This window comes from Methylobacterium sp. E-045 (genome assembly GCF_022829685.1).
Taxonomy (GTDB): domain Bacteria; phylum Pseudomonadota; class Alphaproteobacteria; order Rhizobiales; family Beijerinckiaceae; genus Methylobacterium.
Genome location: NZ_JAKSYE010000125.1, coordinates 26,409 through 47,074, shown reverse-complemented (window position 1 = coordinate 47,074; position 20,666 = coordinate 26,409). Strand labels below are relative to the sequence as shown.

Sequence of the window (20,666 nt, the reverse complement as noted above, 5' to 3'; positions counted from 1 at the left end):
CGTCCAGCCTGCGCCCTGACTTGACGGAGACTTAGTCACGTCCATCACGCCTTCATGCGGACATAGGTCCCGGGCGCCGGCCCGAGGGAGGCGAGGCCGCCTTCTCCCGGAATCCGGGCAGGCACGCGGGCGGGGGCCTGCTTCTCCAGCCACTCGAACCAGTAGGGCCACCACGACCCCTTGTGTTCGGTCGCCGCGGAGATCCAGTCCTCCAGACGTCCCTTGGCCGCCCCACCGGTCCAGAACCCGTATTTCGGCTTGGAGGGCGGGTTGACCACACCGGCGATGTGACCGGACCCGGCCAGCACGTAATCGACCTTGCCGCCGAATTTCGACGACCCTTCGAACACGGAGATGGCCGGCGCGATGTGATCCTCGCGGGTGGCGAGGTTGAAGATCGGCACCTTCACCTTCTTCAGGTCGAGGCGGACATTGCCGAGGATCATGCGGCCCTGGGCGAGGGTGTTATCGAGGTAGCAGTTGCGCAGGTAGAAGGAATGGTTGGCCGCCGGCATGCGCGTCGCGTCGGCGTTCCAGTAGAGCAGATCGAAGGCGGAAGGCGTCTGCCCTTTCACGTAGTTGTTGACCACGTAGGACCAGATCAGGTCGTTGGGGCGCAGCATGTTGAACGCGGTCGCCATGCCGGAGCCTTCGAGGTAGCCGCGCTTCTTCATGCGGGCCTCGATGCCGCGGATCTGCTCCTCGTCGGCGAAGACCTTGAGGTCGCCGGCATGGGTGAAATCCACCTGCGTCGTCAGGAAGGTGGCGCTCTTGATGCGCTTGTTGCCGGTCGCCGCCTGCATCGCCAGGGTGACGGCGAGGAGCGTGCCGCCGACGCAGTAGCCGGCCGCCGCGACTTCGCTCTCCCCGGTGGCGACCCCGATCGCGTCGATGGCCGCCTCGATGCCCTCGCGCATGTAGCTCTCGAAATCCTTGTCGGCATGGCGCTCGTCGGGATTGACCCACGAGATGCAGAAGACCGTCAGGCCCTGGGACACCATCCAGCCGATCAGGCTTTTCGACGGGTTGAGATCGAGGATGTAGAACTTGTTGATCCAGGGCGGCACGATCAGGAACGGGCGCTTGAGCACCATCTCGGTGGTCGGTGAATACTGGATGAGTTCCATCAGGTCGTTGCGGAACACGACCTCGCCGGGGGAGACCGCGACGTTCACGCCGACCTCGAAACCGGACGGGTCGGTCTGGCGGACGCGCAGCTGGCCCTGCCCGGCCTCGATGTCCTCGGCGAGCATCTTCATGCCGCGCACGAGGTTGGCGCCGTTCTCCTGCAGCGTGTGCCGGATCAGCTCGGGGTTGGTCATCACGAAATTGGAAGGCGAGAGCGCACCCACGATCTGGCGCAGGTAGAACTGAGCCTTGTGCCGCGTATGCTCGTCGATCCCGTCGGCCTCGTCGACGAGCTCTTCCGCCCAGCGGGAGGTGATGAGGTAGCTCTGCTTGATGAAATCGAAGATCGGGTTGGTGGACCATTCCGCGTGTTTGAAGCGGTTGTCCTTCGCCTCGGGCAAGGCCACCGGCGACGCGTCCTCGCCCTGGAGCCGATTCCAGGTCGAGCCCCAGAGGGTGATGAACGAGTCGCTGAGCTTCTTCTGGGCCTCGAGGGTCTTCTGCGGATCGACCATCCAGCGCTCGACGACGGTGCCGAGGGTCTTGACGACGTCGTTGACCTCTTCCGGGGGCTTGGCCAGTTCCGGATCGAGGGGATCGGCCTGGCTGATCGGCTTCATGTAGGCGCTGGCGGTGCGGCTGAACTCCTCGATCAGCAACGTCGCGTTGCGCGACAAGGCGTCGATGTCGGGAAGCGGTGTCGTCCTGTCGGTCGTCACGCGTCGATTTCCCCTCTATTCCGCGGGACGGCCCGGCCGAACCGTCCTCGTTCTCGACAAATTAACGCGGCACCTCGACTTTCCGCCAGGGCGCGGCTTACGTTTCGGGTCATTATGTCAGAGCCATCATCACGGAATCACAGGCGGAGCGGCTTTGCTCCCCGCCTCGCCCTCGTCCTCGGCGGCCTTCTCGCCGCGGGAGGATGCTCCGGCGACCTCAACGCCATGCGCGGCGCCTATACCCTCGCCGGGGGCGGGCCGAAGGATATGAAGGCGCCCGACTTCGTGGTCACATCGCGCAAGACCGATGCCGAGTACCTGCCGGTGGGTGTCGCGGCACCCGCCAGACCCATCCGCGCCCGCACCGCCGAGGGGACAAGGGACCTCGAGAACGATCTGATGGGTGCGCGCGGGCGCAACGAGGCCAAGGGCCGTGCCGCCGAGAATGCCGCCCGCGCCACCGGACAGACGCCGCCCGCACAATAACGGTCGGCGTGCGACGCCCGAGGTGGTAGACAGGCCGACCACGTCAGAGTGATGACAGTTTTGAACGCGCGAATCATGCGATTGGCGCATCGGATCCCGTGAAGCCCATGACCGATTTTCACCGCATCAAGCGCCTGCCCCCTTACGTGTTCGAGCAGGTCAACAAGATCAAGGCCCAGGCGCGGGCCAACGGTGCCGACATCATCGATCTCGGCATGGGCAATCCCGACCTCGATGCCCCGCGCCACGTCATCGCCAAGCTGGTGGAGACGGCCGGCCGGCCGCGCACGGACCGCTACTCCTCCTCGAAGGGCATCGCGGGTCTCCGCCGGGCGCAGGCCAACTACTACAAGCGGCGTTTCGGCGTGAGCCTGAACCCCGACACCCAGGTGGTGGCGACGCTGGGCTCCAAGGAGGGCTTCGCCAACATGGCGCAGGCGATCACCGCGCCGGGCGACGTGGTGCTGGTGCCGAATCCGAGCTACCCGATCCATGCCTTCGGCTTCCTGATGGCGGGCGGCGTGATCCGCTCCGTGCCGGCGGAACCGACCCCGGCCTTCTTCCCCGCCGTCGAGAAGGCGATGCAGCACTCGATCCCCAAGCCCGTGGCGATCGTGGTGTGTTATCCCTCGAACCCGACCGCCTACGTGGCGAGCCTCGATTTCTACCGGGATCTCGTCGCTTTCGCGAAACGCCACGAGATCATCATCCTGTCGGATCTCGCCTATGCCGAGGTCTATTTCGACGGCGAGCCGCCGCCCTCGGTGCTGGAGGTTCCGGGCGCCATCGACTGCACGGTGGAGTTCACCTCGCTCTCGAAGACGTTCTCCATGGCCGGCTGGCGCATGGGCTTCGCGGTGGGCAACGAGCGGTTGCTGGCAGCCCTCACGCGGGTAAAATCCTACCTCGATTACGGGGCGTTCACGCCGATCCAGGTGGCGGCCACCGCCGCCCTCAACGGACCCGAGGATTGCATCGTCGAGATGCGCGCGATCTACAAGAAGCGCCGCGACGCGCTGATCGAGTCGTTCGACAAGACCGGCTGGAAGATCCCCAGTCCGTCGGCTTCGATGTTCGCCTGGGTGCCGATCCCGGAGAAGTATCAGAGCCTCGGTAGCCTCGAATTCTCCAAGCTCCTCCTCGAGAAGTCGGACGTGGCGGTGGCGCCGGGCATCGGCTTCGGCGAACACGGCGACAATTACGTCCGCATCGCCCTGGTGGAGAACGAGCAGCGCATCCGTCAGGCGGCCCGCAACATCCGCCGCTTCTTCGAGACGTCGGATCGCACGCTCCACAACGTCGTGCCGCTGACGAAGGCGGGCTGACGCATCGCCGGCGATGTGGCGGGGAGGAGACAGGTGGCGCCAAAGCGGCCTCGACCCCTCTCCTGTGCTTGTCACGCGCCGTCCCGGTGAGCAGGGTCGCGCCATGTCGCCTGTCACCGAGGATCGTATGCGCGGATTGACCCTGACCGTCGCGCTGCTGCTGGCCGGATCGGCCGGTGCCTGCGCGCCGAACCCGATCGTCGCGCGCGACCCCGTTCCCGCGCCGGAGCCGGGTCTCAGCTATGTCTGCGATTCGCGGCCCTTCGTCCTGAACGCGGTTCGCAGCAACTGCGTACCGGTGGAACGCGAGCCCCAGGTCGTGCTGCGCGCCAGGGGCTGAGCTGCGCGGACACAGCGTCCCATCTACGAAAAAAAGGCCGGAGCATCGCTCCGGCCTTTTCTTTTCGTCGGGCGATCGGCCCTGGTGTCAGCGGACGGCCGGTGCCGGGGCGACGGGCCGCGGCGCTGCGCTCGGATCGTTGGTGGTCATGCCGGGAGTGGACGGCATGGCGGTGCCCGGTGCCATGCGGGCGCCCGGCGCGGTCGCCGTGCCGGTGGTGGCGGGACCTGCCTCCATGCTGTCCCCCTTGCCGACCACACCCGACTTCGAACCGGCGGCGTTCGTGCCATGGCTCTCGGGCGTTCCGGTCTGCGCGAAGGCAGCGCCGGACAGGGCAACGACCAGTGCCGCGGCGGCGGTGGAAATCTTGATGGCGGTCATGGTGGGCTCCTTGCTGAATGCGCTTATCGCGTGCGCTTGTGGGTTAAACGCGGAGATTCCTGGCTGGTTGCCGGTGGGATCGTCGGGCATCCCTCCCGTGCGAGGCCCGCCGGCTTCGAAAAAGTTGCACCTTGGCGCGGCAAGGACACGGACAGGCAACCTCTCATGGGGCATGGTATCGGCATGAGCGGCCGCGGCCGCAAAACCGCGACGGAGCGACCCGTGCAGCATCTTTCGACCTTCGCCGCCGCAGGCCTGATCGGCCTCGGCCTATCCCTCGCCACCGGCGCCGTCGCCCAGACCTCCTATACGGCCTCGCACGGCCCCTACATCCTGCCCACGGACCGGGCGACGGGCCGTCCCGTCCCCGACGATGCGCGCGCGATTCCCGTGCCGAGCGTCATGAATGGCGGCGGGTTCGGCCTCAGCGGCAACAGCTATTTCGAGGATTCGCCGACGGAAGGTCCCCTGAACGGACGCCACCGGCCGCACGAATTCGTCCTGGCTCCGGCGCGTGTCGCGCCCCCCGCCTACGGCCGCTGACCGCTATCTCCCTTCGCCCGGAGGTCGGCTTAGCGATCCACGAGGGCGAATGCGGCGAGGCCTGCGGCATAGGCGACGAGGTTCCAGGGCGAGAAGATCCGCCCGAGCAGCAGCGCGCCGGGAAGCGTCAGTCGGAACGCGTCGAGCTCCGGCGTATGGGTGAGGCGAGACAGCTCCACCAGAAGGGCGATCGCACCGGCGACGAGGAGGATCGTTCGCACGCGCCGGTGCACCAGCAAGGCCGCGACCAGGCCGTAGACCATCGCCGCCCACAGGGCCGAACCGCCGTATTTGACGATCCCCATCGGCAGCCCGAGGGGAACGAAGCGCAGGGTCAGCCCCGCGACGATGATGGCGAGGCTCGCCGCGAGACAGGCCCCCCGCGCCCGGATGCGGCCGATGGGTCGGGAGGTGGTGGCGGGCGTCATGCGGGTCGAGCGTCTCGGATGGTGCGGGTGTCGTAACGGGGCGGAAGTCGGGCGCTGCCGTTTACACCGGGCGGGCGTCTCGGTATCACCCGCGCTCACACGCCGAGCCCCATACCTTCACCACGAGCCGAAACACCAGATGCGCGCCGAGATCGAACAACTCTCGGATGCCGCCAAGCAGTCGATCGGACTGCTGAGGAGGCATCTTTGACTGGGATACCGTCGAGAAACGTCTCGCGGAGCTGAACGCAGCCTCCGAGAACCCCGACCTGTGGAACGATGCGGAGGCGGCGCAGACCGTCATGCGCGACCGCACCCAGCTCGACGACGCGGTGAACGCGATCCGCAAACTCTCCCAGGATCTCGATGACGCCGCGACGCTCATCGAGCTCGGTGAGATGGAAGGCGATCAGGACACCATCCTCGAGGGCGAGAACGGAATCCGCGTCGTCGAGAAGGAGGCCGCGCGCCGCCAGATCGAAACGCTGCTGTCTGGCGAAGCCGACGGGCTCGACACCTATGTCGAAGTCCATGCGGGTGCCGGCGGCACCGAGAGCCAGGACTGGGCCAACATGCTCCAGCGCATGTATAGCCGCTGGGCCGAGCGCCGGAAATACAAGGTCGAGATCGTCGAATGGTCGGATGGCGACGAGGCCGGGATCAAGGGCGCGACGCTCATGGTCAAGGGCCACAACGCCTATGGCTGGCTCAAGACCGAATCCGGCGTGCACCGTCTCGTGCGCATCTCGCCCTACGATTCGAGCGCGCGACGCCATACCAGCTTCGCCTCCGTCCGGGTCTATCCGGTGATCGACGACCGCATCGTCATCGAGATCAAGGAATCCGACTGCCGCATCGACACCTACCGGTCGTCGGGCGCGGGCGGTCAGCACGTGAACACGACGGATTCGGCGGTGCGCATCACCCACAATCCCACCGGGATCGTGGTGGCGTGCCAGCAGGAGCGGTCCCAGCACAAGAACCGGGCCACCGCCTGGAACATGCTGCGGGCCCGCATGTACGAGGCCGAGCTCAAGAAGCGCGAAGAGAAGGCCAACGCCGAGAACGCGGCCAAGACCGATATCGGCTGGGGCCACCAGATCCGAAGCTATGTGCTGCAGCCGTACCAGCTGGTGAAGGACCTGCGCACGGGCACCCAGTCCACCGATCCCGACGAAGTGCTCGACGGCGCCCTCGACCCGTTCATGGAAGCGTCCCTGGCCCAGCGCGTCTATGGCGGCGCCGGCGAGGTCGAGGACATCGAATAGCTCGGCTTCGAGGGAACGGGATCGGATCGGCGGCTGCCATGAACGGAGTGGCGGTCGACGACGATGATCTGACCAAGCGATGGTCCCGGGGGCTAAATCCTCACGCGAAGTAGGTGGACCACATCGCGTTGCGGAACAGCAGTCCCGGATCGTAGCGGCGCTTCGCGGCGATGAACTCAGCCAGACGCGGATAACCCGCAGCGATTTGGTCTCTGCGGGCGTGAAGCCGGTAGGGCAGGTAGAACGTGCCACCGAGCCCCACCACCCGATCGATCAACTGCTCCGTGACCTGCATCATGTCGACCTCGCCCACCGGCGAGGCCTCCTGAGAGAAGGACATGACGGCGGCAATCCGGGGGGAGGGTGCATAGGCCATCACTGCGACCGGGTCGGCACCGACATACCGGAGGGTCAGGTTCAGGAATTCGGCCCTGGCTTTCGGGATGATGGCGCGACAGGCCTCGAGGAAATCATCGAACCGCTCGGGCGGCACGAAATATTCATGCAGGATGTCGGTGCGCCGCATGTCGGTGTTGGCGAGATTGGAGACGGGCTCGTTCATCAGCGAGTTGCGCGTGGCGATCCCGGAGCCGAGCGCCGGGTTCAGACGCGTCTCGGCCAACCAGCGGGCGTGTTTGGCCGTCTCGTTGCCGATCTGCGCCCGGTAGATGTCTCGCGACACGGTGTTGAGGAAGCCTCCGCTGACCGCAGCCGGCAACGTCGCCGGCTGTTTATCAAGGGGGCGGTAGACCGTCAGCAGAGCGTCGCGAAAGAAGCTTTTCCGGGCCACAGACATCCGGCCGTAGGCCATTCTCGTCTGGGGATCGCCCTCGACAGCCTCCATGAAGGCTTGCGCGAACCGCCCCGCCTCCATGCGCTGCACCACGGGAACGAGGACAAGGTTCGGCGTCACCGCGATGTCGAGATCGATCAGGATGCCGAACAGGCCATAGCCGCCCATTGCAAGGCCGAACAGCTCGGCGTTCTCCGCCGGCGAACAGGTCACAAGGGTGCCGTCCACGAGAAGCAGGCGCAGGGACCGGACAGTGGAGCCGAACGGTCCATGGGGCGCCGGCCAGCCATGGGCATTGACGCAGAAGGTGCTGCCGACCGCAAAATCGTGGTTCGATTGCATCACGGCAGGCGAGAGTCCAAGTGGGTCGAGCCTTCGGATCACCTGGGACCAACGTGTTCCCGCCGAGACCCGACAGGTGAGGGTAGCGGAGTCGACCTCAGGCTGATCCCCCGTGAGAGTCACCGCCAAGCCATCTCGAGGGATGCTCTGGCCGCCCATGGAATGGCGCGCGGCACTGGCACATACCGGCCTTCCTTCCGCCGCTGCCGCTTTCAGCTCTACCCGCAGGGTCTCGAGCAGAACGGTCGACCCCCGACCTCCGAGCGTCAGGTGGCGGAGGACGGGCGTCGGATTCAGGCGGCTGGCATCGTTGAGCACGGTCCGGCGCTCGGCGCCGTAGACGACGGAGGGAAAGGCGCAGCCGAGGGAGAGGAGCGCTCCGCCTTTGAGGACAGCGCGCCGGGAAAAACCGTCTTTCGGCATCGCGTCCACACGAAGTCCCGCCCGCCGAGCGATCGCGCATCATGCCCGCGCTTGGCAAGGCAGCTATTCAGTGACCGAGCATGCGGGCAAGTGGCCCAGCGCACAACGCAGGATGGCGAGCGATCTACGCTACTCTGCCGAACGGACTGGATTGCCTGACAGTGCGACGACCGTCGTACTCATCCGACGATCGGCGGCGGTTCAGGGGCGGTATCCGACGGCGCGGTCGAGCGCGCCTCCCTCGCTGGGCCACGCTGCCTGAAGATCGGCGGACACTCTGAGGAACCGTTGCGGGTCCACGGGCTCGCCGTCGATGCGGGTCTCGTAATGCAGATGGCTTCCCGTCGAGCGGCCGGTGGAGCCGACGCGGCCCACAGGTGCGCCGGCATCGATCCACTGGCCGGGGGTGACCGCGAACGAGGACAGGTGGGCGTAGCGGGTGGCGAGGCCGTTGCCGTGGTCGACCTCCACCATGTTGCCGTAGCCGCCGTTGTAATCGGCCACCGTCACCCGCCCGGCCGCCGTGGCGCGGGCGCTTTCCCCGAACTCGGCCTTCATGTCGAGGCCGGTATGCAAAGCGAGCCCGCGTGTGAACGGATCGAGGCGAGGGCCGAACCCGCTCGACAGGCTGTAATCCCCGGACAGGGGCCGCCGGAGGGGGAGGGCGGAGGCGATGCGTCGCAGACGCGCTTCCTCGTCAAAGGCCCGCTGGACCTGTCCCACCGCGATGCCGAACGGATCGGTGGCGAGGGGCACGAGCGGCCCGCCGATCCCGGCTTCGCGCTGGCGTTCGAAACGCTGCGGATCGAGGCCGACCCGGACGACGATGTCACGCAGGCGCTGGGCGCCACGGATCGCGCGCACGCCCAACCCGTCGAGGGTCCGGATCTGGTGCGCGCCCAGACGATCGAGGCGCTGTTCCAGCCCTGCCAGAGTCTGCTCGGTCTCCCGCATGGATTGCCGGCCGGGTGCGCCGTCGCGCGAGCGCAATTCGAAGGCGTCAGGCGTCGGAAAGGGTTTTGGCGTCGGCTTGGCCGGAGATCTGGCGACGGGATCAGGGATGGGGCTCGCGTAACCGAGCGCCCCGGTCTCGGCGGGTTCATCCGCCGCGATCCGGTCGGCCATCGCGGTGGCGCGCGCCGGGTCGCTGGCGAGACGCGAAAGCTGGGCCTGTCGCGTCTCCATCGCGGCCTGACGCTGGGACAGATCGGCCACCCGCGCCGCCAACCCCTCGCGCGCGGCGAGATGCTCCATCGTCGCCCGGTCGAGCTGCAGCCGGAGGGCGCCGATCCGCTCCTCATAGGCATATTGCAGGGCGGTCTGCTGGGATACGAAGCGGGCCAGGACCTCGTCGTGGAACACGAGGTACCATGTGGCGGCGCCGGCCCAGAGCGTGGCGATCGCGAGACCACCGATCAGGGCCGGGACGAGGCGCCGTCCGCCGTCCGGCAGGCGCATCCCTCCGGTGATGGGAAACGAGAGACGCATCCGGGCCAACCCCACTCCAACTCCCGTCATTGGAGGGGATCAGGGTTAACGAAGCGCAAAATCGCGCGCGGGACGCGCGGCAGCTTCCTTACGCGAGGGCACGCGCCGCGGCGAGCACCTCCTCCGCATGGCCGGGCACCTTCACCTTCGACCAGATGCGCGCGATGCGCCCCTCGCGGTCGATGAGCACGGTGGTGCGCTCCACCCCCATGTACTTGCGGCCGTACATGCTCTTCTCCACCCAGACGCCGTAGGCTTCGAGCATCGCCTTGCTCTCGTCGGAGGCGAGGGGGAAGGTCAGATCGTACTTCGCCCGAAACTTGTCGTGGCTCTTCACCGTATCCGGGGAGACGCCCACCACCACGGCATCCGCTTCCCCGAAGGCGGTGCCGAGGGCGTTGAAGCCTTGCGCCTCCAGGGTGCAACCGCTGGTATCGTCCTTCGGGTAGAAGTAGAGTGCGACCTTGCGACCCTTGAGCGCGCCGAGGCTGATTTCCTCACCGCCCGCGCCCGGTAATGTGAAGGCGGGAGCGTGATCTCCGGTGTCGAGAGGCATGATGCCTTCCTTTCGGCCGATTGATAGTGTGCCACAAGAGGCGTTGATCGAGGGGTGCAGGCAGCCCCTCGGCTGAGGACCAAAAGATTGCCGGGTCAAGGCAACCCCGAATCTCGGACACCCGCTCGATAGCGTGAGCGGCCCGTCCGATCCAGCGGCTCAAGGATCGATGAACCAGGACACGGCCAGAGGTTTGCGACGGGGCGGGTCGCCCCGGCGGCGGCGCCCGCTGCTATGGTGCTCGCTCGTTCTCATGGTCGCCCTGACGCTCGCCGTGTCCGGCGTGGTCTGGCGTCTGACCAACGGTCCCCTGCGCATCGACGGCATGTCCGAGCGCGTGGCCTCGGCCATTGCGGGCAGCATCGGCCCCGGCTGGCGGGTGGACCTGCGCGACAGCACCATCGAGCTCGATTCCGAGAATTCCCTGGCGCTTCAGGTCGCCGGCCTCGACATCCACAACCCCGACGGCGCCCTCGTCCTGCGCGCTCCCATGGCGGTGGTGAGCCTGGATACCTGGGGCCTGCTGCGCCTCGCGGTCCAGCCGAGGGCAATCGAGTTCCGCGACCTGCAGATGACCGCCCTCGTCCACCGGGACGGGTCCATCGCCTTCGCCGCTTCCGATCCCGCCCGTGCGGCGGCGGAACCCCACACCCTGCCCAGCGTCGACAACGCCCGGGGAACCTCGTCGCCGATCTCGGCCGCCATTGCCTCGATCTTCGGCATCGTCCTCGATCCCGCCGGTGTGGTCGGCGCCCTCGACCGGGCGCGGATCACCAATGGCCGCCTGACCCTGATCGACGACGACGCCCGCCAGCGCGGCGTGTTCGAGCACGTGAACGGGCTGTTCCGACGCGACGCGGCGCGGGATTCCCGCGTGTTCGAACTGCGCATCGACGGCCCCCACGGGGAATGGCGCTTCGGCGGCGACCTGCATGAGGGCGGCGACGGAAAGCGCAACGGCATCATCACCCTGGACGACCTGCCGGTCACCGATCTGCTCCTCCTCTCCGGCCAATCGAAACTGCCGATCGAGACCGACCTGAAGGTGTCGGCCAAGGCGGAGGTCGGCCTCGACAACGGCCGGGTCGAGACCCTGAAAGCGACGGTGAAGACCAGCGACGGCAATTTCCTCATCGAGGAGAAGGACTTCAACCCGGTCACGATCGAGAGCCTGACCGCCTCGGTCAGCTGGGACGAGGCCCGGCGGATCCTGAACCTCGACGGCATCGACTATCTGGGAGCCGGCAACGCGGTGCATCTCGCCGGCGTCTGGACCGCGAGCCCGGTGGGCGGCCCCACGGCCTGGACCCTGGCCCTCGCGGGCAAGGACGCGGTCCTGCGCGGCGCCGCGAGGACGGACAAGCCGGTCAAGCTCGATTCCCTTTCGGCCCATGTCACGGGGCGCGACGGCGGCCTCTCCATCGACGAGTTCACCGTAGCCGGTGCCGGGGGAGCCACCGGCCGGGTCACCGGCACGGTGGACACCAATGCCGACGAGGGCGGCCTGACCCTCAACATCACCGCGGCCCATACCGACGGGCGCATGGCCCTGCGCCTGTGGCCGGAGCATATCGCTCCTCCCGCCCGCGAGTACCTCGTAGACAACCTCCAGGGCGGCCTCGTCGACAAGGTCGACATCACCGTGGACATGAGCGGCAGCGAACTCGCCGCCGCCACGCGCGGCGAGCCGATGCCGGACAGCGCCATCCATATCGACTTCGCCGTCTCCAACGCGACGCTGGCGGTGAGCGAGGGCGCTCCTCCCTTGAGCCGCGGCCGTGTGACGGGAACGATCACCGGCCTCACCACGAACATCCGTGGCGTCACCGCCGACGTCAGGATGCCGGACGACCGGACGCTCTCCATCACGGACGGGTCCTTCGTGATCCCGAAGATCACGCCGGAGACCGTCATCGCCCAGATCGGCCTCAAGCTCGGCGGCGGGGCGGATGCGCTCGTCGCCCTGCTTCAGACGAAGATGTTCAAGAACCTCACCGGGGTCGAGATCGACCCGGCCTCGGTCAAGGGGAATGCGGACCTACGGATCGACTTCCCGCTCAACCTCAAGCGCATCCCCGAACTGCCCGATCTGCCCGTGAGTCTCACCGGAACCCTGAGCGACCTCGCCGTTGAGAAGGCCTTCGGCAAGGAGAAGCTCGAGAACGGCCGCTTCGCCGTCTCCTACGAGCGCGGCGGCTTCACCCTCAAGGGCGACGGCCGGGTGCTCGGCTCGCCGCTCACCCTCGAGCTGCGCCAGCCGAAGGCGGGTGCGCCCGGCGAGGTCAACGCGACGCTCCTCCTCGACGAGGCCCTGCGGGCGAGGCGGGGCCTGCCGGTGGCGCCGCAGCTCGCCGGACCGATTCCGTTGAAGATCAACCTCGCCATCGGAAAGGGCAGCCCGGCACGCTCCCCCATCCGCATGGAGGCGGACCTGTCCCGGGCCTCCATCGACGGCCTGATCCCCGGCTTCGTCAAACCCGCCGGCAAGCCGGGGCGCCTGGGCTTCGTCATGACCGAGGTCAGCCCCGGCGGGGCGATGGACCTGCGCGACATCGTCCTCGATGCCGGCAGCGCCAGCGCACGCGGCACGGCGGCGATCAATGGCGACGGACAATTCGACCGGGCCGACCTCTCGAGCTTCAAGCTGTCGCCCGGCGACGACATGCGCATCCAGATCGACCGCAGCGGCAGCCTCTACAAGGTGGCCGTGAAGGGAGCCGTGGCCGATGCGCGGCCCTTCCTGAAGTCGCTCGGAGGACCGGAGGGCAAGGCCGCCAAGGAGAGCGGCCGCGACCCGTCCAAGGAGATCGAGGCCGACATCAATTTGGGCATCATCACCGGTTTCAACGGCGAGGCGCTGACCGGCGCCAGCGCGAAGCTCTCGATGAAGGGCAAGGATTTCCGCTCGGGCCGTCTCCAGGGCCGCTTCAACGGTGCCGGATTCTCGGCGGTGGTGTCCCGCTCGGGGCGCGGCGATCCTTCGATCAACATCGAGACCACCGATGCCGGCGCGACCCTTCGCTTCGTCGACATCTACAAGCGCATGTATGGCGGACGGCTCGTTCTCGGCAGTTCCCTCGGCGACGGGCCGCAGACCGGCGTTGTCCAGATCCGCGACTTCGTGCTGCGCAACGAACCGGCCCTGTCGAGCATCATGGCGCAGGGTCCGGCGACCAGCGAAGTCGTCGATGCCAAGGGCCGCAAGCAGATCATCCAGAACGCCGGCAACGATGTGAGCTTCGACCGCCTGCGGGCGAACTTCACCCGGATCGGCAGCCGCGTCGATTTCACCGACGCCGCCATCTCCAACGCCGCCATGGGCTTCACCATGAGCGGCTACCTCGACACGGCCAAAGAACGCGCCGACATCAACGGCACCTTCGTCCCCCTCTACGGCCTCAACAACGTCGTCTCGCGACTGCCGCTGTTCGGTCAGCTTCTGGGAGGGGGCAACAACGAAGGCCTGTTCGCCCTGAATTTCCGGGTCTCGGGCCGATTGTCGAAGCCGGATGTGAGCGTGAACCCGCTCTCCGTGCTGGCGCCCGGCATCCTGCGCCGCCTGTTCAGCGCCGGCGGCAATGACGGCCTGCCCGGCGCGACGTCCGCCGGAGAGACCGAACGCTGAGGCGCCGGCTGTCTTCCCCCGCGAAGGGGGAAGGAGATGCGCTGGGCTCTCAAAGCCCGCGATCGCGCCATGGCCGATCGAGGTTCCGCCCCCGTCGCCTCACTCCACCCTGAGAAGCACGTGCTTCTTGCGGCCGAAGGATAGCTTCACCACGCCATCCTGGCCGAGATCGGCCAGCGTCAGCACGGCCTTCTCGTCGGTGATCTGGACGTCGTTGACCCGCAACCCGCCGCTCTTGATCTGGCGCCGCGCCTCGCTGGTGGAGGGAACGAGCCTGGCGTGGTCGGGGCCGAAGGCCGAGAGCACGCCGAGACCGGCTTCCAGGGCCGAGCGTGCGACGCTGACGCTCGGCAGGTCCTGCGCCACGCTGCCCTCGACGAAGGTCTTTCGCGCGGTCTCGGTGGCGGCGTCCGCGGCCTCGCGGCCGTGCATGAGGGCGGTCGCCTCGGTGGCGAGCACCTTCTTGGCCTCGTTGATCTCGGCGCCCTGGAGCGCGGCGAGCCGGGCGATCTCGTCCATGGGCAGCAGGGTGAACAGCTTGAGGAAGCGCGCCACGTCGGCATCCTCGGTGTTGCGCCAGAACTGCCAGTAATCGTAGGGACTCAGCATGTCGGGGTTGAGCCAGACGGCGCCGGCCGCCGTCTTGCCCATCTTGGCGCCGGACGATGTGGTCAGCAGCGGTGTGGTGAGGGCGAAGAGCTGCTTGGTGCCCATGCGGCGGCCGAGATCGAGGCCGTTGACGATGTTGCCCCACTGGTCGGAGCCGCCCATCTGCAGGGTGACGTCGTAGCGGCGGTTCAGCTCCACGTAATCGTAGGCCTGGAGCAGCATGTAGTTGAATTCGAGGAACGACAATTCCTGCTCGCGCTCCAGGCGCAGGCGCACGCTGTCGAACGACATCATCCGGTTGATGGAGAAGTGCCGGCCGACGTCGCGCAGGAAATCGAGGTAGTTGATGCCCGACAGCCATTCGGCATTGTCGACCATGAAGGCGTCCGCGGAATCCGGACCGCCGAATTTCAGGAATTTCGCGAAGACCTGGGCGATCCCGATCTTGTTGGCCTCGATGTCGGCGGCGGTCAGAACCTTGCGGCTCTCGTCGCGCCCCGTCGGATCGCCGATGCGGGTGGTGCCGCCGCCCATGAGCACGATCGGCCGGTGACCCGTGGCCTGGAGCCAGTGCAGCATCATGATCTGCACCAGCGAGCCGACATGGAGAGAGGCGGCGGTGCAGTCGAACCCGATATAGGCGGTGATCCGGTCCTTGCTCAGCACGCCATCGAGACCGGCGAGGTCCGAGCATTGGTGAATGAAGCCGCGTTCCTGAAGCGTGCGCAGGAAATCGGATTTCGGCACGAAGGGCTCGGCGGCAGGGGTCGGAGCGGAGGACATGCGAGGTTCCGGATTCGATAGGTCGCGATGCGGGACAGGACAAATGCCCCCGTGATAGCACCGCACGGTGATGCGCCGGCTCTTAGCAGGGCTGGCACGGGAAGGCACGGGGCGTAGACGGCATGACCATGATGCGGGCGATCGGCCTGATGAGCGGCACCTCCCTCGACGGGGTCGATGTCGCCCTGATCGAGACCGACGGCGAGGACGTGAAGGTCGTGCGCAGCCCCAACGGCTACCTCGAACCCCTCGGCCCCACCGGCTATCGCGGCTACTCGGACGAGGATCGCGAGCTGCTCCGCCGGGCGCTGTCCGATTCCGAGGCCGTCGTCGCCCGCGAGGACCGGCCCGGCTGCCTGCCCGAGGCGGAGGCTTTCGTCACCGCCGCCCATGCGGAAGCCGTGGAAGCCTTCCTTGCCGATAACGGATTGAACGCCGCCGCTATCGACGTGATCGGCTTCCACGGCCAGACCGTGGTCCACCGCCCCGACCAGCGCATGAGTGTCCAGATCGGCGATGGGGCGGCCCTGAGCCGTCGCCTCGGGATTCCGGTGGTGTCGGACCTGCGTCACGCCGACATCGCCGCAGGCGGGCAGGGCGCGCCCCTGGTACCGGTCTTCCACAAGGCGCTGGCCAAGGCCGCCGGGTTCGAGGGGGCGCTGGGCATCCTCAATATCGGCGGCGTCGCCAACGCGACCCTCATCGCCTCGAACGGCGATGTCATCGCCTTCGATACCGGCCCGGGCAATGCGCTGATCGACGACTGGATGCGCGAGCGCACCGGCCGACCCCTGGACGACGGCGGGCGCACGGCGGCGCGGGGACGGCCCGACGAGCCGCTCCTTGCCTGGCTCCTGACCCATCCGTTCTTCTTCCGCCGGCCGCCGAAATCGCTGGACCGCAACTGGTTCTCGCACAAGCTCGCCGGCCAGCTCTCCACCGAGGACGGGGCGGCGACGCTCACCGCCTTCACCGCCCGCGCGGTGGCACGCGCCCTCGACCACGCGCCGGAGATCCCCACCCGCTGGATCGTGGCCGGCGGCGGCGCCCGCAACGGCGAGCTGGTGCGGCTGCTCAACTACCACCTGCGCGCCGAGATCACGACGGCGGACGCCATCGGCTGGTCCTCGGCCTATCTCGAAGCCCAGGCCTTCGCGCATCTCGCCGTGCGCTCGCTGAAGGGCCTGCCCATCACCTTCCCGTCGACCACGGGCGTGCGGGAGGCGATGACCGGCGGGGTGCTGGCGCGGCCGGAGGCGTGAGCCCGGCGCTTTGCCCTCAGCCGAAACCCGCGCTAGAGCGTCCCACACCATGTCGCACAACACCTTCGGCCATCTCTTCCGCGTGACCACCTTCGGCGAAAGCCACGGGGTGGCCCTCGGCTGCGTGGTGGATGGCTGCCCGCCCGGAATTCCCATCGCGGCGGCCGACATCCAGGCGGAGCTCGACCGGAGGAAGCCGGGACAGTCGCGCTTCACCACCCAGCGCCGGGAGCCCGACCAGGTCCGCATCCTGTCGGGGGTGTTTTCCGACGACCGCACCGGCGGCGTCCAGCTCACCACCGGCACGCCGATCGCCCTGGAGATCGAGAACACCGACCAGCGCTCGAAGGATTACTCCGAGATCCGCGACAGCTATCGGCCGGGCCACGCCGACTACGCCTACGACGCAAAATACGGCATCCGCGATTATCGCGGGGGCGGGCGCTCCTCGGCCCGCGAGACCGCCGCCCGCGTCGCCGCAGGCGCTATCGCGCGCCGGGTCCTACCGGCCGAGATCGTCATCCGGGCCGCCCTGGTTCAGATGGGGCCGCATGCGGTCGACCGGTCGCGCTGGGATTGGGACGAGGTGGCGCGCAACCCGTTCTTCTGCCCCGATCCCGAGACGGCGCGGTTCTACGAAGGGTATCTCGACGGTATCCGCAAGGACGGCTCCTCCATCGGCGCCGTCATCGAAGTCGTCGCCGAAGGCGTGCCGCCCGGCCTTGGAGCGCCGATCTACGGCAAGCTCGACGCGGACCTCGCCGCCGCGATGATGTCGATCAACGCGGTCAAGGGCGTCGAGATCGGCGACGGCTTCGCCTCGGCGGCGTTGCGCGGCGAGGAAAATGCCGACGAGATGCGCTCGGGCAATGCGGGCGCGCCGACCTTCCTCGCCAACCATGCGGGCGGCGTCCTCGGCGGCATCTCCACCGGCCAGCCGCTGATCTGCCGTTTCGCGGTCAAGCCGACCTCCTCGATCCTGACCCCGCGCATGAGCGTGACGGCCGACAACCGCGACGTCGACCTCGTCACCAAGGGCCGCCACGACCCCTGCGTTGGCATCCGCGCCGTCCCCGTCGCCGAAGCGATGATGGCGTGTGTGCTCGCGGATCACTATCTGCGTCATCGGGGGCAGGTCGGGACGCGGGGGTGACCCGACGAACTGCAGCCCATCCGCTCAGAGACTTTCAAGAGACATCCCGTGCCCCATACCCACGTCACGCAGGCCATCGAGGCCTATGCCCGCGGCGAGATCGTCGTCGTCACCGATGACGACGATCGCGAGAACGAGGGCGACCTCGTCGTCGCGGCCTCCCTCTGCACGCCGGAGAAGATGGCCTTCATCGTCCGCAACACCTGCGGCATCGTCTGTGCGCCGCTGACCCGCGCCGAAGCGCGGCGCCTGCGCCTCGACCCGATGGTGGCCTCCAACGACGCGCCGCTGGGCACCGCCTTCACCGTCACGGTGGATGTGAAGCACGGGCTCACCACCGGCATCTCGGCCGAGCAGCGTTGCAATACGGTGCGGGCGCTGGCCAACGGCAATATGGGCGAATCCGACTTCGTCCGTCCCGGCCACGTCTTCCCGCTCATCGCCAAGGATGGCGGCGTCCTCATGCGCTCCGGACACACGGAAGCGGCCGTCGACCTGTGCAAGCTCGCCGGGCTGCCGCCCGTGGGCGTCATCTGCGAACTCGCCAATGACGACGGCACGGTGATGAAGGGACCGCAGATCACGGCCTTCTCGGAATTGCATGGCCTGAAGCGGGTGTCGGTGGCCGATCTCATCGCCTACCGCCAGGCCCGCGAGAAGCTGGTGGAGCGGGTCGGGACCTTCCCGGTCAAGAGCGAGGTCGGCGACCTCACCGGCTTCGCCTACACGACCCCGTTCGAGACGGTTCAGCAATTCGCCTTCGTCCACGGCGATATCGGCGACGGCCGGGACGTGCTGGTGCGCCTGCACCGCTCCAACGTGGTCGCCGACGTGATCGGCGGCGGCAAGTCGATCGATTGCGTCCTGCGCCGTTTCGCCAAGGAGGGACGCGGCGTCCTCGTCTACCTGCGCGACGGAACGGCCGGCGTGCCGCTCTCCTCATATGCGGAGGAGGGGGCGGAGGCCCAGCGCGTGCGGCAATGGCGCGAGGTCGGGCTCGGCGCCCAGATCCTGCGCGACCTTGGCATCGTCTCGATCCGTAACCTCGCGACCTCGTCCCGCTCCTATGTCGGCCTCTCGGGCTTCGGCATCGATCTGCTCGGCGACGTGCCGCTGGAAGGGTGAGGCCTCCTCACCGCCCCATCAGGGCATCCATATGGGCGGTGACGGACCGGGCGAGACCGTCCAAGCTGTAGCCGCCCTCCAGCACCGAGACGATCCGGCCGCCGGCATGCCTGTCGGCGATCTCCATGAGCTTCCGGGTGGCCCAGCCGAAATCGGCCTCGTCGAGTTCGACGCTGGCCAGCGGATCGAGGCGATGGGCATCGAACCCGGCCGAGATCACGATCAGGTCGGGGGCGAAGGCGGAGAGGCGGGAAAGAACCCCCTTCTCGAATTTCTCGCGAAAAATCCCGCTGTCGTCTCCGGCCCGCAGGGGCACGTTGACGATCGTGTCGTGGGTGCCGCGCTCGCCCACGGCGCCCGTGCCGGGAAACAGCGGCATCTCGTGGGTCGAGGCGTACATCACCGCCGCATCGTCCCAGAAGATGTCCTGCGAGCCGTTGCCGTGGTGAACGTCCCAATCCACCAGCGCCACGCGGCTGGCTCCGTGGCGTTCCCTTGCATGGCGGACGGCGATGGCGGCGGAGTTGAACAGGCAGAAACCCATCGCCTGCATACGCTCGGCATGGTGGCCCGGCGGCCGCATGGCCACGAAGGCGTTGGAGCAGGCCCCGCTCATCACCGCATCCACGGCATGGACCGCGCCGCCGACACCGCGCAGGGCGGCGTCGAGGGTGCCCGGCGACATCAGCGTATCCGAATCGATCTGGACGTAGCCCGACCGCGGGGAGGCCGCGATGATCGCCTCCACATAGGGAACGGGATGGGCCAGGGCGACGGTCTCCGTCTCCGCGCGGGGCGCCGATTCGCGCAGCAGACCGCAGAACCGCTCCTTCTCCAGTGCGGCCTCCACGGCCCGGATCCGGTCCGCCCGCTCCGGGTGCCCCTCGGGCATCTGGTGATCCAGAGCGGAGGGGTGGCTCACGTACAGGGTCGTCACGCTCATCCCTCCGAACGATCCTCGTCGTCCCACCCGAGCCGACTGTGCTTTGCGCACAACATACGATGCAATTACGCCACGGTTCAGGGCAGCGAGATTACGCGCGGGCAAGTCTGCGAGTTAGATGGCGACATAATCCATCAACCACATTCTTCGAAGCCCTCCGGCCTCGAGACAGGCACCCTATCCCATGTCGTCCATGCCCTGGTCGTTCAGCCCGTCAGATCGGAACATCCTGCGCCGCTCCCTCGGCGGCGCGACGATCCTGTCCGCCCTCGCCCTCGGCGCCTGCAACACGCAGACGGCGACCGCACCGCTCAGCCCGCCGATCGCACATACGGCCTTGACCCAACCCGCCGCCCTCACCGGGGAGGCCCGCGACAAGGAGTGGTTGAAACAGGCGCCGCAGGGGGCGGTCGATCCCAAGATCGCCCGCACCACCGTCGACTACAAGACCAACGAGCCCCCCGGCACCGTCATCGTCGTGACGAAGGAGCGCCGCCTCTATTACGTGCTGCCGGACGGCAAGGCCGTGCGCTACCCCGTGGCCGTGGGCCATGCGGGCATGGCCTGGGCCGGGACCGCCAATGTCGACCGCAAGGGCGAGTGGCCGGATTGGAACCCTCCGCCGGAGATGATTGCCCGCCGGCCGGAACTGCCCAAGCGCCTGGAAGGCGGCCCCACCAGCCCGATCGGAGCCCGCGCACTCTACCTCGCCGAGGGCAAGAAGGACACGCTGTTCCGCATCCACGGCACCAACGAGCCGGAGAAGATCGGCCAGGCCGTATCCTCGGGCTGCATCCGCATGCTCAACGCGGACGTGGTCGATCTCTACGAGCGCGTTCCGATCGGCGCCAAGGTCGTGGTCCGCTGAGGCGGCACCGGTTTCCCGGCTCCGCCGCCGAAACGGCGGAGCCGAAATCCGGTTATACGATTCGGAAAGGCTCATTCG

General features: G+C 67.7%; 18 protein-coding genes. 10 read left to right on the top strand and 8 right to left on the bottom strand.

The annotated features are described in order from the left end of the window. Positions 1-44: 44 nt before the first annotated feature. The gene (locus tag MKK51_RS23490; RefSeq protein ID WP_243981533.1) at positions 45-1,847 is read right to left on the bottom strand and encodes a PHA/PHB synthase family protein; all 1,803 of its coding nucleotides are present in this window, start codon (positions 1,845-1,847) and stop codon (positions 45-47) included. A 114-nt stretch (positions 1,848-1,961) separates the two neighbouring features. Here MKK51_RS23490 and MKK51_RS23485 point away from each other — a divergent pair, with 114 nt between their 5' ends. The 3 genes from MKK51_RS23485 (at position 1,962) to MKK51_RS23475 (ending at position 3,998) form a co-directional block, all read left to right on the top strand. Beyond that, positions 1,962-2,333 (top strand): hypothetical protein, encoded by a 372-nt coding sequence (locus tag MKK51_RS23485; protein WP_243981531.1) that lies wholly within the window; start codon positions 1,962-1,964, stop codon positions 2,331-2,333. 107 nt (positions 2,334-2,440) lie between these two features. Next, on the top strand, positions 2,441-3,658 hold the full coding sequence (locus tag MKK51_RS23480; protein ID WP_243981522.1) for an LL-diaminopimelate aminotransferase: 1,218 nt from the start codon (positions 2,441-2,443) through the stop codon (positions 3,656-3,658). 127 nt (positions 3,659-3,785) lie between these two features. Then, entirely contained in the window at positions 3,786-3,998 is a 213-nt protein-coding gene (locus MKK51_RS23475; RefSeq protein ID WP_243982231.1) for a hypothetical protein, read from the top strand. A gap of 87 nt (positions 3,999-4,085) precedes the next feature. Here the strand turns inward: MKK51_RS23475 and MKK51_RS23470 are convergent, their stop codons facing one another. Further along, complete coding sequence (locus MKK51_RS23470) at positions 4,086-4,379, bottom strand: hypothetical protein (protein WP_243981521.1); 294 nt, start codon at positions 4,377-4,379, stop codon at positions 4,086-4,088. A gap of 222 nt (positions 4,380-4,601) precedes the next feature. Here MKK51_RS23470 and MKK51_RS23465 point away from each other — a divergent pair, with 222 nt between their 5' ends. Then, positions 4,602-4,922, top strand: coding sequence for a hypothetical protein (locus tag MKK51_RS23465; RefSeq protein WP_243981519.1), 321 nt, complete (start codon positions 4,602-4,604; stop codon positions 4,920-4,922). Positions 4,923-4,951: 29 nt separating this feature from the next. On the opposite strand, the gene MKK51_RS23460 is transcribed toward MKK51_RS23465, so the two are convergent. Continuing rightward, complete coding sequence (locus MKK51_RS23460) at positions 4,952-5,350, bottom strand: DUF2809 domain-containing protein (protein WP_243981517.1); 399 nt, start codon at positions 5,348-5,350, stop codon at positions 4,952-4,954. Positions 5,351-5,489: 139 nt separating this feature from the next. Here MKK51_RS23460 and prfB point away from each other — a divergent pair. Further along, positions 5,490-6,618 (top strand): peptide chain release factor 2 gene (gene prfB, locus MKK51_RS23455; protein ID WP_243981515.1). Its coding sequence is split into 2 segments (ribosomal slippage): positions 5,490-5,558 and positions 5,560-6,618, totalling 1,128 coding nucleotides; the frame shifts between segments, so codons are not numbered across the junction. 100 nt (positions 6,619-6,718) lie between these two features. Here the strand turns inward: prfB and MKK51_RS23450 are convergent. The 3 genes from MKK51_RS23450 to MKK51_RS23440 all read right to left on the bottom strand — a co-directional run bounded on the left by MKK51_RS23450 (position 6,719) and on the right by MKK51_RS23440 (position 10,220). Then, entirely contained in the window at positions 6,719-8,071 is a 1,353-nt protein-coding gene (locus MKK51_RS23450; protein WP_243981513.1) for an FAD-binding protein, read from the bottom strand. A 306-nt stretch (positions 8,072-8,377) separates the two neighbouring features. Further along, positions 8,378-9,664: a M23 family metallopeptidase gene (locus tag MKK51_RS23445; RefSeq protein ID WP_243981512.1), complete on the bottom strand. Its 1,287-nt coding sequence runs from the start codon at positions 9,662-9,664 to the stop codon at positions 8,378-8,380. Positions 9,665-9,752: 88 nt separating this feature from the next. Then, positions 9,753-10,220, bottom strand: coding sequence for a peroxiredoxin (locus MKK51_RS23440; RefSeq protein WP_243981510.1), 468 nt, complete (start codon positions 10,218-10,220; stop codon positions 9,753-9,755). Positions 10,221-10,389: 169 nt separating this feature from the next. Between MKK51_RS23440 and MKK51_RS23435 the strand changes: the two genes are divergently transcribed. Further along, positions 10,390-13,845: a DUF3971 domain-containing protein gene (locus MKK51_RS23435; RefSeq protein ID WP_409565754.1), complete on the top strand. Its 3,456-nt coding sequence runs from the start codon at positions 10,390-10,392 to the stop codon at positions 13,843-13,845. A gap of 99 nt (positions 13,846-13,944) precedes the next feature. Here the strand turns inward: MKK51_RS23435 and tyrS are convergent, their stop codons facing one another. Then, positions 13,945-15,237, bottom strand: a complete 1,293-nt coding sequence (gene tyrS, locus MKK51_RS23430; RefSeq protein ID WP_243981506.1) for a tyrosine--tRNA ligase — start codon at positions 15,235-15,237, stop codon at positions 13,945-13,947. 122 nt (positions 15,238-15,359) lie between these two features. Here tyrS and MKK51_RS23425 point away from each other — a divergent pair, with 122 nt between their 5' ends. Genes MKK51_RS23425 through ribB form a run of 3 tightly spaced genes read left to right on the top strand, consistent with a single transcriptional unit; the run spans position 15,360 to position 18,777 of the window. Next, positions 15,360-16,499: an anhydro-N-acetylmuramic acid kinase gene (locus MKK51_RS23425; protein WP_243981504.1), complete on the top strand. Its 1,140-nt coding sequence runs from the start codon at positions 15,360-15,362 to the stop codon at positions 16,497-16,499. Between the two features lie 49 nt (positions 16,500-16,548). Continuing rightward, positions 16,549-17,652 carry a chorismate synthase gene (aroC, locus tag MKK51_RS23420; RefSeq protein ID WP_243981502.1) on the top strand — a complete coding sequence of 368 codons (1,104 nt, stop codon included), beginning with the start codon at positions 16,549-16,551 and terminating at the stop codon, positions 17,650-17,652. Positions 17,653-17,700: 48 nt separating this feature from the next. Further along, a complete protein-coding gene (gene ribB / locus MKK51_RS23415) occupies positions 17,701-18,777 on the top strand; it encodes a 3,4-dihydroxy-2-butanone-4-phosphate synthase (RefSeq protein WP_243981501.1) in 1,077 nt (358 codons plus the stop codon). A 7-nt stretch (positions 18,778-18,784) separates the two neighbouring features. On the opposite strand, the gene MKK51_RS23410 is transcribed toward ribB, so the two are convergent. Further along, positions 18,785-19,720 carry a histone deacetylase family protein gene (locus tag MKK51_RS23410; protein WP_243981499.1) on the bottom strand — a complete coding sequence of 312 codons (936 nt, stop codon included), beginning with the start codon at positions 19,718-19,720 and terminating at the stop codon, positions 18,785-18,787. A gap of 184 nt (positions 19,721-19,904) precedes the next feature. Between MKK51_RS23410 and MKK51_RS23405 the strand changes: the two genes are divergently transcribed. Further along, the gene (locus tag MKK51_RS23405) at positions 19,905-20,588 is read left to right on the top strand and encodes a L,D-transpeptidase (RefSeq protein ID WP_243981498.1); all 684 of its coding nucleotides are present in this window, start codon (positions 19,905-19,907) and stop codon (positions 20,586-20,588) included. The last annotated feature ends 78 nt before the right edge of the window (positions 20,589-20,666 follow it).

What these genes read in the sequence shown, in the direction of transcription:
- MKK51_RS23485 (WP_243981531.1), top strand. Translation starts at nt 1,962, where the DNA reads ATGTCAGAGCCATCATCACGGAATCACAGGCGGAGCGGCTTTGCTCCC.
- MKK51_RS23480 (WP_243981522.1), top strand. Translation starts at nt 2,441, where the DNA reads ATGACCGATTTTCACCGCATCAAGCGCCTGCCCCCTTACGTGTTCGAG.
- MKK51_RS23475 (WP_243982231.1), top strand. Translation starts at nt 3,786, where the DNA reads ATGCGCGGATTGACCCTGACCGTCGCGCTGCTGCTGGCCGGATCGGCC.
- MKK51_RS23470 (WP_243981521.1), bottom strand. Translation starts at nt 4,379, where the DNA reads ATGACCGCCATCAAGATTTCCACCGCCGCCGCGGCACTGGTCGTTGCC.
- MKK51_RS23460 (WP_243981517.1), bottom strand. Translation starts at nt 5,350, where the DNA reads ATGACGCCCGCCACCACCTCCCGACCCATCGGCCGCATCCGGGCGCGG.
- MKK51_RS23445 (WP_243981512.1), bottom strand. Translation starts at nt 9,664, where the DNA reads ATGCGTCTCTCGTTTCCCATCACCGGAGGGATGCGCCTGCCGGACGGC.
- MKK51_RS23440 (WP_243981510.1), bottom strand. Translation starts at nt 10,220, where the DNA reads ATGCCTCTCGACACCGGAGATCACGCTCCCGCCTTCACATTACCGGGC.
- MKK51_RS23435 (WP_409565754.1), top strand. Translation starts at nt 10,390, where the DNA reads ATGAACCAGGACACGGCCAGAGGTTTGCGACGGGGCGGGTCGCCCCGG.
- tyrS (WP_243981506.1), bottom strand. Translation starts at nt 15,237, where the DNA reads ATGTCCTCCGCTCCGACCCCTGCCGCCGAGCCCTTCGTGCCGAAATCC.
- MKK51_RS23425 (WP_243981504.1), top strand. Translation starts at nt 15,360, where the DNA reads ATGACCATGATGCGGGCGATCGGCCTGATGAGCGGCACCTCCCTCGAC.
- aroC (WP_243981502.1), top strand. Translation starts at nt 16,549, where the DNA reads ATGTCGCACAACACCTTCGGCCATCTCTTCCGCGTGACCACCTTCGGC.
- MKK51_RS23410 (WP_243981499.1), bottom strand. Translation starts at nt 19,720, where the DNA reads ATGAGCGTGACGACCCTGTACGTGAGCCACCCCTCCGCTCTGGATCAC.
- MKK51_RS23405 (WP_243981498.1), top strand. Translation starts at nt 19,905, where the DNA reads ATGTCGTCCATGCCCTGGTCGTTCAGCCCGTCAGATCGGAACATCCTG.